A 12,625-nucleotide genomic window follows, 5' to 3' on the forward strand; every position below is an offset into this window, starting at 1 on the left:
CTTACGTCTAATAAGATTACTTATATCTTTATTGAGTATTGACCATACATAAATTCTTTAATTACGCTTGGATACTCGTCCATCAGCATACATAAACTAGTTAGGTTAAACTCTTCCATCTTTAAAAGATCTTCAAAAAATTTAATCCTCAAAATAGTTACTCCACACTTAATATTTTGTTTCCCTTTTTTCAATCTTGAGATTAAATGATCTATGACCTTCTTCTTTTTATCCTCATTAAGCATAATTAATTCTGAAATTGTTAGCACACTTTCATATACATAAATGGAATCTTCTTTAGGAATATGCTTAGATAAGTTAGGAAATAAAAAAATAAAATTTTCATCATTAAAAACTTGATCACTTAGCTTTCCATTACCGAATAAAAAATTGGGATCGCAAGAGTAGCTACTTTCTCTAGTCTTATTATCAAAAAGCTTCTCAATATCTCTATCACTTTTTAAAAAATCTAATACTGTTGAGTAATTTAAGTAAAAACACTTTTCGTTATTATCTACTATATAAAAATAGTTCGATCTATCAAAATCCACAGACATAATTCTAAACCCTTTTTTTAAATCATTAATTTAAACGTAGTATATCAATAGCATAATTAGAACTATATATGTGAAAATTAACACCTCTTATGAAAATAACTCTTAAACATTTTTTAGATTACTTGGCTGTTGTAATTACTTGACCAGGCATCACAATACTAATTTGCCCTCCCCAAATACACATACATTTTGCTTTTTCAACAAAGCCGATTAACTATTAATCTTAGTTTTCATCGCAGGAGAGGACCATGGGGCAACAGTTACAGGCATACATGGACATGGGGTTGAAATAATTGGCTCCTCATACCGAGTGGATTAGATGGCAACCATATTAGTTAGAAGATGGGTGAGACATACACTAAAAATATAAAGATCATTGAATATATTTGTATAGCGCTATAAATAAATGCGGAGATATTCTAGGATTTCTGTTTTTGCTTGGAATATGATTAAAAAAGAGTCAGTATATTCATGCTGGTAAGATGACAGTTTGGGATCATTTTATGCTATAGCTGTATAAATTGTATTTAAAGATAGCTGATTTTGGCAATATTAGACTTCTTGCATAACTTGCTGAATTGATTAAGCTTTTTATTTTTATTGGAATAATATTGATGAAGCTTGAGTAGATTAAAGATAAACCACCTGAAGGATCTCGTAGACTTGCAGATATTAAACGTACTATTTTTACTGTCATGACAAAAATATTAAATGAAGTGATCATCCTAGTTTCAATATTCCTGCCTTAGTAAAAGGACTTTCTCAAATAAAACGAGAAGGCAATTCTTGGAGCTATATGAAATGACTATTCTAATTGTTATGATCTATCCAATTAACAGTGTAAATTCTTAATTAAGATGCTAGACTTACTCTAGTAAAATTAATACCTCTTATGAAAATAATTCTTAAACATTTTTTAGATTACTTAGCTGTTGTAATTACTTGACCAGGCATCACAATACTAATCTGCCCCCCCCAAATACACATACATTTTGCTTTTTTTAACAAAGCCGGCTGACTATTAATCTTAGTTTTCATCGCAGGAGGGGACCATGGGGCAACAGTTACAGGCATACATGGACATGGGGTTGGAACAATTGGTTTCCCCATACCAAGTGGATTAGATGGACTCTGACAAGATCCAAAAGGCTTAATGTTAGCTACTGGTATATGATCATTTACTGTAGCACTAAGCTGAGACTGCCCTTTTACAAAAGGACCTTTAGGTAAAGCTGTCAAAGGTGTTGGTGCCGTACCAAAAGAACACTTTATAAGAGCATTACTTACAACCAAATTACTCATAGCTTATTTCCTTTATTAATATATTTTTTGATTAATAGCTCTGGCATTATTGAAAAGCTATCTGAACCTTCTATTAATGATTCATAATATGCAAGATACTGAATATCATCTGCACTACGTTCAAGAGCAGTGCCACTAGCATCTACATTATTTAACTCTTGCGCTTGATTTACAATAGTTAAATATTTCTTATACTTTTCTTCTGAAAATGATAGCTTTTTCATAAGTTTTTTCTTAACAAAAAAATTAAGTTTACTTTCACCAATTAATTCTTTAGCTCTATCTATCTTTATCAATAAATTTGTAGGATTATCATGTTTTATTAACTCTTGTAATCCTTTTAATCTTGTTCTTTGAGTTTCTACTGCTTTATTAATCTTATTTTGATTTTTCTCTACTAATGCTCTCAACTCCATATACTCAGGAGAAGTTTTTTCACTATCCTTTAAAACATTATCAACCTTCGCCAAAAAAGTACTCCTTTGAGCACTCCCTAATGGAAAAAGTATTTTCAGATTAGGTATACTTTGTAGTACCCTACGATCTGCATCAAGCTTTGTTATTAGATCATGTAAGCCCATATATCTCCAAACTATAATTTATCTATTAATTCTAGTAATTTTGGCACCGATACTCGTTTATCTAGCTTTGTTTGAATACCATTTAGCATACTAATCATTTTAGATAGTTTTTGATCTCCGCCCAACAATGGATTAGCTTTTTCGCAAACTTTATTAAGCTCCTCAATATAGTGAGTATTAGAATCAATAACTAAAAATTTATTTAGCTTAGATTTTACAGAGAAAACTGCCTGTGGAATAACACCATCTGAATCACTAAAATCACTTTTAAGATCCTCTATTAGCTCATCATCCATCTTCATCATATCACTTGCTTTTTGCCAAAGCTTTACTTTAACACTTTCACGATACAGTATTTCTAAATTAGTTAAAAGTTTACTGCATAATTCATCTTGATCACTCATTAAATATTTTTTTCTTATTTGATAAAAAACATCTTCAATATCATGCACTATTGAATCAAGATCAAATTCTATAAATGCTTCTAAATAAATAACACATAATTCAATAAACCCACTATAAGCATCTTGATAGAATTTACTAGGGTCTTGTCTAAGAAGTCTCTGGTATATTGTTTTATAGGCAAGCTTTTTATTTGCCTTACTTGTAGTTTCGATTGCAGTAATATTTTCCACATATTCTGAAAGATTAATATTCTCAAAACATTTAAAGGAACTATTATTAAACATAGAGATATTACTATATATGTAAATAAACTTTAAATAAAATTCTGAATACTCTTTATCTTGATTATCGTTAAGTCTTATAATATTTGCTGTAGTGTTATTTAAATAACTATATTGTTCTTTAGTATTACAAGTAGATAACCAATTACTTTTAGCCCAATAAAGATTGTTATTATGCTGATTTTTTTCACTTTGATTAAAACTTTTGCATGCCAAAGCATAATAAGTTTTTAAACTCTCTACTTGTAATTTTTGCTTTAACAGTCTCCTATACTCTTTCAAAGATTTATCAAAACTAGAGGGGTCAATTTCTAGCCTTTGATCAATAACTAAATTATTCTCAAACTTAAGAACTATAACTTGCCAGAACTTGTGCTGCTTTGTTTTTGTACTTTTTGATTTTAGCTCTGCAAGTTTAAACAATAACTTTTTAAAAGGAGCTAGCTGCTGAATTTCTATAAGATTCTTACATATTTCTTGATATTCCTTATGCAAAGCAGCTGCTTTAATTGCTAAGCTAATATGTTGGCATTCTTCCATGTTTAGAGCCTTGTCTTCCAGATCTTTTAGTTCCTCTATTGAAAATAAAGTTAAATTTAGCTTATCTATTATTTGTAATTTATTGTTTAAATTAAAACTTTCTAATAGTTGGCCAACAGGATGAAATCTAAGTTCAGCTAGACCAAATTCTAAAAATGCTTGATTTTGATTTGTATCATATACATTTTCAGAGAATTCAAATATAAATGTTTCATCCACAAGAGATAAATAATTTTCTTGATCCTCTTTGGTAACATAATCAGAATCTAAACTTACTATAAATTTACTAATTAAATCCAAAAGCTCTATATTGTATTGATATGTTGATATCAACTTTAAATTAGCAGTTATTTTTCGCTCTAAATCTTTAATAAAAGACTCATAATATTCCTTACTTTTCAAATGTTTACAAATGTCACTAGACATTTGTATTTCATCATTTTTAGTATAAAGAACTTTTCTGAAAAGTTTTATTTCTTGATCTTGATCTCTATCTAATACTGAATTAGTTATTTCTTTATTGAGTTTTTCTACTAAGAGGCTTGCCTGTTTATATCTATATTCATCTATACAGACATTCAATTGTAATGCTATTTCTTTTATCTTTGCGTTATCTTTAAAATAGTTTGCTGCAAAAAAATAATTAGCCTCACTAAGTTGTTGAAAAAAGCTCACATGCTCACATGCTATCAGATAAGCTAATATACTTTCTTCAAATTTCTCATGAAAGCTATCAACTCCAGCATTTATGCAATCATTAAAAGCCCTTTCAAAATCCTCAAAATAATTAAGATTTGAAATAAATTTTTTAAATAGATTCTTACTCATTTTATTTGACCAGGAATATACCTAAATAAGCTATAATAGGAAAGAAAATAATTCCCATAAATAAAACTTTCTTAAGCTTAGACTTATAACTCCCAACAAACTTAGTTTGAGATTTATCGAAAGTTATATTTTTCATATTATCAATATTTTGCTCTGGTAAGATTACTTCAAGCCTTTTTTTATATTTATCGATCTCTGATTCATTTCCAAGATAACAACCTTTAAAGTTGAGAGCTAATATTAAATATAATACTTGAGCAACCTCTTTAGGAAAAACAGGATTTTCTATAACACTATCGACTATATCAAAGAAATAGTCTCCACCATCATTTCTTTGATATACTTCTTCTTGAAGCAAGTGCCAGCTAGAAATATTTGAGTTATTATCACTATATACACCTAATTGATTTATCATCTCATCACAATAACTATATATCGCAAATGCTATGTAATAGCTTGCTTTTTCACCGTGTTGTTTATAGATCACATCTCGAACATTATTCGTCTTTGTAATTACTTGGTTTCTGAAATTCAGAATGTCTTGTATTTGTGTATCCGTACCATAACTTTCCGTAAAAGACTTAATAGTGACAAAGATGTCTACAATATTTTGATGCATAAAAACTCCTTAAACTACTTGTATATTAAAATCAATCTGAGCACCTATGAACCTTGATAGATGAACTCTCAAAAACTCCTGTACTAAATCCGCATAAAAGCTAAATTCTGCGAATTGGAGATCACTATTAATATAGATAGTATAATCTACTTGATTATTAGATCTTACATCTACAAGACTTTCATTCATAAATCTCAATACCTCATCATCGTTATTGGTTATCAAGGAGACTAATACTTTGAAAAGTTCTACACTCAATCTCGTAGCATTTATTATCTTAATCACTTTTAGAATATTTTCTGCTCTTTCAAGTAGCTGATTTCTTTTAAAACTATAACTATTAATAATTTTAAAGTTAAGATTTCCTATACTCCGACTAAGAGGTAGAAATGTATAGCTCTTTTTATTAATATCAACTGAGCTTATTTGTGTCCATTGAGCATTTATCGTAACTTCATTAGACATAGATAAATCCGAAACAGACGGATCTAAAAAAGATATCCTCATATGCCCTGAAGAGTCAAAGTTTAAACAATAGCTTTTTGATGAGACAAAGTTAAGATTTTCATGACACGCCTGTTCTTTATTATATTCAATCCTATAGAGTTTGGTTGGCACATAATCTTTGAGAGATTCTGAATGCTTAATAGCAAAACTTTCTTTTGTATAATCATAATCTATTTTCATAGCATGACCATCAAACAAATTAAAAACTGGTAATAAGTTCGTCCGAAAACTATTTTGTGGTAAAACTTTGGGTATGTTTTTTAAGTTCAAAATATCTATCTCTACAAGCATTTTATGAAATAGAATATCTTCTTGGATACTTTCAAACTCAATATAAAAACTACTAAATACGGCTTGGCTAATAGATTTCAATATTATTTCTTGAGTATTATTTAAAGTTAAATCTAATTCAAAACTTATCTTTATATCAATCTCGAGAGGCTTTTCTATTTGATAAGAAAAAAGTGTTATCTTAGCAGATTTATTGTTTTTTAAAGCTCTAATCATATGATATATTTGATAATTTTTTAAAGCTAATGGATTTATACTTAATAATAACCGATCTCTATTTTGTAAACTAAATGGTCTTATCCCATCAATCTCAATTGAAAGCTTGTTATCCATTAAGTAACAATTTGATACTTGAAAAGGTTGAAATGTAAAAGGTATTGCAGCCTGAAATCTAAATTTCTTATCACTTACACTTAAAATAAACTCTTCAGCTAATTCTAAATCAATAAACTTATCAGTTTGCTCAGCTAAAACTTCAACGATTAAGTGATTTGGAATATGTTGGAAAAAGTATGGATAATAGCTATAGAATAAATTAAACCTACGTTGTAATAAAAAATCTTTAGTACTCTGCGTTGCCTTCCCCACAGCATTTTCTACAGCGTCTATTATCACCTTTAGATCACTTGATTCTAAAATATCACTTTCACTCTGTTTTGCTGACTCTAAAAGCCCATAAAGCTGATCTTTAGATTGTAGTTTTTCCAAGCCATGTTTCATAGTCAAACCTTTCATAAATTTTTATTTTATATTCCATAAGTTTTGTATCATTATTAGATAGGTTAAATGGTAAGAATATCTTTTCAACAGGATGAACCTTAAGCCAAACAGTAATTGATATATACTTCCTAATGACATCAAAGAAACTACTAAATATAGTGGTTTCTATGAGATTTCCAACCTCTTTCTCTTCTTTTACTGATAACAGTGTTTCGGATTGAATTACAATCTCAAAGTGAAGTTTATGAGATAGTATACTATTGCCTAAGTGAAAGTTATCTAGGCTTGTTTTATGGTTCAGCAAACTATTTTTCTTAATAAGTTGCGGGAGCCAATACGACCGAACCCTAAGATTATAATTAGATAAAATATTTTCAAAGATGTTATTAAACGATGCTATCGAGTGGAAAAAATTATCATTTCTAGAAAATAAAATATCTCCACCAAAGTATATATGCTTAAAATCAGCACTGTGCTCAGCTAAAAGCATATTAATTTGACTTTTCAACAATCTACTTGCTAGAGCATTTAATACACAAAATGAAATAGAGTCGTTATGTACTGAAAAAAAATCCAAAATACGGTAAGGAATAGTCGAATTTGCCGATAATAACCCCATATTAAGAACTAACTTAAGTTTTTGTCCCTCAAAAGTAATATCTTCAATCAGTTTGCCAGACTGGCTCATACTTAAACAGCTTTCAAAAATAATATCTTCTGGACTATAACCATTATTATAAAAAAATTTAAGTAATACCGTAAGATCTATCTTTTTAAGCCTATCTATAGACACTTTATCTAATAACGACCTTAACATAAAACATTCCCTGTAAAGCTAAACATAATAGTAAATGAACTTAAGCTCGCTAAGATTGTTATTATTTAATACACAAATTGCTTGCTCATTAAGAATATAGTCCCACTCTCTTGAAGGTAGTATCTCATACACATCACAATATTTATCAATACCTGATGATGGTAGAGGATTAAAGTCAAGCTTATTAAGCTTTAATCCTGTCATTGCATACTTATTAACATACTCAATCCTTCCTGGAGAGGTTAGCTTTATGTTTGATGCTAAGTAGCTATAATTTTCAGTAGGCTTACGTATGACTATATAATGCTTCTTACGATTTAAAACCCCGAATTCAATAACACCTGTTGAAAGATATCCATTAATATTTTTCAAAACTATGTAATCTACCGCTTTAGTATGAACAATTCTATCTAAAATAGTATTCGTTAAATTTTGAAAACTTTTAAAAACTCTTTCATGATCATAAATTAAATCAGAGTCCAAGTCTACAATGTCTTGATATTGTAACAAATAAAGATATATATTCTGCACAAGATAAAAAATATCTATTGGGTGACATTTTGTAGTTTTTAACTGCCAAAAAGAATATTGTAACTTGTTACACTCGAATACTATATTATTGAGCAAAACTGATTTTGCTTCAGATAATGTAGAATTTCTGGCTTTCTCATTTAATCCATACGAACATATAGTTTGTATTAAACTACTTAGCATATTACTTATAATACAGAAACTATAAACATCTGTTGTCAAAAGAGGGGGTAAAAAGTCACTCAACATCCACCTACCATCTTCTTTCTTGTCCAAACTGAGTATTTTAAAGCTTCTAATTCCATCTTCTTCTTGCTCTGGATTTACCAATAAAGAAAGATTTGGTAGTTTAGTTCTAATCTTAGTATTATTTCTTTCTATATCAATGGTCAACGGCTCTTTACCCACATTTAAGATAATATCTACCTTACTTTCTTCTATATTATTTAAATTAAGCTCTAATCTATTCTGAGATGAATTTCGTTGATAAAAAATATTTTCTGATGTTAATGTTATATATAGTAAGGACTCTATTCGTAAAATATTTTTGTTAAATAAGTTTTCATCTATCTTAAGCTCTGCCAGGCCGTAAAAGTTCGTTACTGAATTAACTTCACATAATTTAATATTACGCTGATTTGATAAATGCTGAGATAATGTAAAGTGTTCAGGTAAAACAGATTGTCCTAGATACCAATTTACTTGTTGCATACTTAAACTCCTTACGTTATGTACCCAATTATCCTAGTCTATCCAATCATTATGGTTTTGCTCTTCACGACCTAAAAAGTCTTCTTCTTCACTATAACCATTATTTGCTGAACTATCAACCACATCAACAGTCCCAAGTTGTAGCGCCTCACTTTCCGGTCTAATGCTAATATTTGTTTCGACTTTTTGTAGCATAAAATCCCATAAAGGAGATCCTTTAGAACTTCCTATAATATTTGTCATTTCAGTATAAGTATCTGATGTAACAGATTTTAATAAAATTTCAAACTCATTAGGAAAATATTTAATAGGATTAAAGTTATCTATCTCATTTTGAATGGAGTCGAAAAGCAATGCTAACTCAAATTTAGACGATTCATCAGATAAATTAATTAATTTATCAAATCTTGCCAATTTCAACATTAAGTTTTGCCAATAAAAACTACTAGTACTTTCCAAGTTAAAATTTTTGAAAGACTCATCTTGTTTACTAATTTCTTTATCTTTAAGCTCTTCAGTATGGCTCTCTTGTTTGGCCTCTTCTTCGCTACTCTCACTTTTTATAATAAATTTTGAAATAGTGGCTACGAGTTCGCTTCTTACTTTATTAAAATTAATCAAATCAAGGTCTCGAATATTGTTGGTTAAATAATCTTGTATTTGACTTAAAGAGTTTATAATTTGCTCTGCTTGAGTATCTAAAAAATCTGGATAATAATAGTTAATCACATCATTAGAACTATTTAGCAGAGCTAAAATACTTTTTAAAATAATGGTGTCTTTTTTATTTAACGGAGAAAGCTGATCATAACTATTAATAATTTTTTCTAAAACTTCAAAAATAGTTACAAAATCATCAGCTGATCTATTTATATTTGAGTAAGCTTGGAAGTAAATACAGATAAGCTGAATATCTAAAACCTTCTCTTCTTCAATGTATTCTGTTATACACCTTATAACTTCCTGAAAGTTATTTTCATCAACATACTCCGTACTTTCATTTAAAATCTCAAAGTTAGAGCGTTTACAAACATTCCAACCATCTGAAAAATCAAATAGCTTTTTTAAATCTTCTCTTGACTTACTCATATATCATCCTAGCTCTTAGTATCAGGCCCAACTACACATTTCTGAGAACTTCTGCCGCTCCAAGTTTTAACTGGTGTTTCATTCAACCACTTACCCCAAAGCGAAATAGTATCAGTTAAGTGAGTTTTATTATTATGACTAGAGCGAGTAAATTCATCAGCTGCTTGTACTGTTAGCTGATCTTTGAATTCTCTTGTAACTGACTCATCCATAGTAAACTCTAAGCCATCAGCCTCCATATACTGCACTATTGCTCCATCTTCAGTTTGATCAACAGTCTGCTTTTCATTCATTGCTTCAACTTTAACAGTGATTTGAGCTTTTGCACCATCCTTAAGTAACTTTGTAACAGCAATAGCTAACTTACCAGCAACTTCTTTCGTTGTTACAACATCAAACTGAACTGTTTGACTGTTCGCATCTAATACAGCTCCAACAAGCTTAAAATTAACAGGTGCTGAACCTGGTTTTTGAGTACCTACATCATAATAAGGACAAGCTGCATCACAGTCTACTGGTGCTGCCTCACTTTTAAAGCTTAATTGAACAAAAACAGAATCTGCTTCTGGACAGTATGCCACCATATTATGATGAGGATGAAATTCTGATCTATACTCAAGTAATTGAGAATCTTGTACTACAAACGGCATATTTTTTCTCCTATAATATTTTTATATGACTAACGTTTTTATTTTTATGAATTAAGCCTTGCATCAACGCTTAACTCAACATCCATACCTTCAAACTGGAGGTGTGGAAGAATTGAGATACTCGTACTATACCAGCCTATTTTCCCTTCAATTGGGTTAACAGATATATTTGCTGCCTTAAAAGGAAAATAGCTTTTTGTTAAGTCAGTCGGATTAGGTATTGTAGTAACAAAACCATTGATCCATTCTGATAGAGTATCTGTAATAGTTTCCTTCGTTGCTGAAGAACCAATACGATCACGCATTATCATTTTCACATAGTGTGCAATTCTTGTAATTGAGTATGTATATGATATATTTGCTATTAGCTGTGAGTTTTCACTGTCCTTAGGGTCTTTAAACTCTTCAACAAACTTAAGTGAATTTGCCGCAAAAAAACAACCTTCTGAAGTTCCTTTTTTGTATACAAAAGGCATAAACCCTGCATTAGAAAACTCTAATTCACGATAATCAGGTATAACAAATTCTGTTGGAACCTTTAATTCCTCATAGCCTCTCACATTAAAAGTATGTGAAGGAAGCCCCTCTACAGTACCACCAGATCTTGGCCCCCTAATACTTTGACACCAACCCGTAATATCAAATGATCTCATTAGGTTTTTTGCAAATAATATCGATGAATTACCCCATACATACTCGCTATTAGAAAGATGATCAACTATTTTTTCTTTAAAATTTTTAATAAATTTACCTGTAGTCGGATTATTATCCGGATCGTACGGAGCTCTCAATAAAAATTGTGGCACTGTCAAACCAATATATGCTGCCTGCTCTGTTTTACGGAACTTATTCCATTTACCATATTTAGGATGTGCCATTAATGCCTCTAAATTTTTAATATCAGCTAAGTCCTGGGCTGTTTCACAACCAAAAAACTTAGGGCTAATAGCTCCAATAAATGGAGCATGAGATGCTGTAGCTATTTTTCCCATTATTGATAGCCAATTAATATCTTCTTGGGTATTTTCAAAATCATACAAACCAATCATTGTTCCATATGGTTCACCACCATATTGATCATATTCAGAAACATATATTTTTTTAAACATATCACTAGATGATATATCAACAGCATTGGTTTCAAAATCATCTAAAAGCTCTTCTTTTGATACATCTAATACCGAAATTTTTATTGGAGATCCATTAGGCTTATCTTGATATATTTCATTCACAGATAGCCACTGCTTTTCAAGTTCTTTAAATTTTTGATTATGAATAATCTCATTTACCTGCTCTTGAATAATACTATCTATACGATCTATAACATTTCTAGTTAAATTCTTATTATACAGATTCATATCTTCAGTATTTGCATTTGCAAAAATAGCAGATAATCCTGCAGCTAATCTCAATACATCATCAGACGCCATATCATTTTGATTACTAGCATCCGTCACAAAATCATACTGAACCTTTTGTAAAGCATTTTCAGTTGTTTCAAGACTTAAGCTAGAAAATAATTTTGCTAAACTAATCTCTTCTTTTACTTCTGTTATAACTTCAGACATTATTTTTCTCCTTCTTCACTTGAAACAACTTCTGCTTCCACAACATCTTCTTTAAGCATTTTGAATGATTCCAATGCAGGAAGTTCTTGTTTTATTTTTTCTAGTGAGTCTTGGTCTCTCAGTATTTCTTTTATAAGATTCCTAAAACCCTTATTATTATCAACAGTTGATTCAAACTCTTGAACCATATCTCTTAATTTAATTAAAGATTTAAGTTGAGGAACAGTTTCTGCTATAACTCCCGGCTGAAAAGTTTTCATCGAATCAATTTTCAACTTAACATCTAAATTTGGCGACTTAGATGGATTTATATGGTTTGGAACTGAGATATTAAGTTCCATATCCATATCTTTCATCATAGAATCTAATGTTCCATCTAAATGGCGCACTTTCCTTTCTTCAAAGTCCACTTGTCTATCTTTTGATAACCCTTGAGATAAATCTCCTACTACCATCATTCGAAAAGGTAGCTCCTTATCTTTCAATTCACCTTCAACTTCTGTTTTATAACGTAACATTAGTCTTGACTTAGGTATTTCATCATTCACTGCCATCTCAGTTCTCCTTCTTGTGATTAACTTACAAGGACTAGAATATCAAAGAGATTAACAAGCCGATATATGGTGAA

The 12,625-nt window shown here is 30.0% G+C and carries 12 protein-coding genes; all 12 read right to left on the reverse strand.

What is annotated here, in order from left to right:
• Positions 1–20: 20 nt before the first annotated feature.
• The 12 genes from F7308_RS09490 to tssB all read right to left on the reverse strand — a co-directional run bounded on the left by F7308_RS09490 (position 21) and on the right by tssB (position 12,551).
• A complete protein-coding gene (locus tag F7308_RS09490; protein ID WP_013923653.1) occupies positions 21–557 on the reverse strand; it encodes a hypothetical protein in 537 nt (178 codons plus the stop codon).
• Positions 558–1,478: 921 nt separating this feature from the next.
• A complete protein-coding gene (locus F7308_RS09500) occupies positions 1,479–1,859 on the reverse strand; it encodes a DUF4280 domain-containing protein (RefSeq protein ID WP_013923658.1) in 381 nt (126 codons plus the stop codon).
• Entirely contained in the window at positions 1,856–2,440 is a 585-nt protein-coding gene (locus F7308_RS09505) for a hypothetical protein (protein ID WP_013923659.1), read from the reverse strand. Before F7308_RS09505 ends, F7308_RS09500 begins: the two co-directional genes overlap by 4 nt.
• Before the next feature lie 11 nt (positions 2,441–2,451).
• A complete protein-coding gene (locus F7308_RS09510; protein ID WP_013923660.1) occupies positions 2,452–4,494 on the reverse strand; it encodes a hypothetical protein in 2,043 nt (680 codons plus the stop codon).
• 1 nt (position 4,495) lies between these two features.
• Positions 4,496–5,113: a DotU family type IV/VI secretion system protein gene (locus tag F7308_RS09515; protein WP_013923661.1), complete on the reverse strand. Its 618-nt coding sequence runs from the start codon at positions 5,111–5,113 to the stop codon at positions 4,496–4,498.
• 9 nt (positions 5,114–5,122) lie between these two features.
• Positions 5,123–6,631, reverse strand: a complete 1,509-nt coding sequence (iglH, locus tag F7308_RS09520) for a type VI secretion system baseplate subunit TssF/IglH (protein ID WP_013923662.1) — start codon at positions 6,629–6,631, stop codon at positions 5,123–5,125.
• On the reverse strand, positions 6,600–7,448 hold the full coding sequence (locus F7308_RS09525; RefSeq protein ID WP_013923663.1) for a hypothetical protein: 849 nt from the start codon (positions 7,446–7,448) through the stop codon (positions 6,600–6,602). The genes iglH and F7308_RS09525 overlap by 32 nt, the downstream gene beginning before the upstream one ends.
• Positions 7,449–7,466: 18 nt before the next feature.
• Positions 7,467–8,690, reverse strand: a complete 1,224-nt coding sequence (gene tssK / locus F7308_RS09530; protein ID WP_013923664.1) for a type VI secretion system baseplate subunit TssK — start codon at positions 8,688–8,690, stop codon at positions 7,467–7,469.
• A 33-nt stretch (positions 8,691–8,723) separates the two neighbouring features.
• Positions 8,724–9,779, reverse strand: a complete 1,056-nt coding sequence (locus tag F7308_RS09535; protein WP_013923665.1) for a type VI secretion system protein IglI family protein — start codon at positions 9,777–9,779, stop codon at positions 8,724–8,726.
• An 8-nt stretch (positions 9,780–9,787) separates the two neighbouring features.
• Positions 9,788–10,429, reverse strand: coding sequence for a hypothetical protein (locus tag F7308_RS09540; RefSeq protein ID WP_013923666.1), 642 nt, complete (start codon positions 10,427–10,429; stop codon positions 9,788–9,790).
• A 44-nt stretch (positions 10,430–10,473) separates the two neighbouring features.
• A complete protein-coding gene (tssC, locus tag F7308_RS09545; RefSeq protein ID WP_013923667.1) occupies positions 10,474–11,997 on the reverse strand; it encodes a type VI secretion system contractile sheath large subunit in 1,524 nt (507 codons plus the stop codon).
• Positions 11,997–12,551 carry a type VI secretion system contractile sheath small subunit gene (tssB, locus tag F7308_RS09550; protein ID WP_013923668.1) on the reverse strand — a complete coding sequence of 185 codons (555 nt, stop codon included), beginning with the start codon at positions 12,549–12,551 and terminating at the stop codon, positions 11,997–11,999. Before tssB ends, tssC begins: the two co-directional genes overlap by 1 nt.
• Positions 12,552–12,625 lie beyond the last annotated feature (74 nt).

Source organism: Francisella salina (assembly GCF_000219045.1).
Taxonomy (GTDB): Bacteria; Pseudomonadota; Gammaproteobacteria; order Francisellales; family Francisellaceae; genus Francisella; species Francisella salimarina.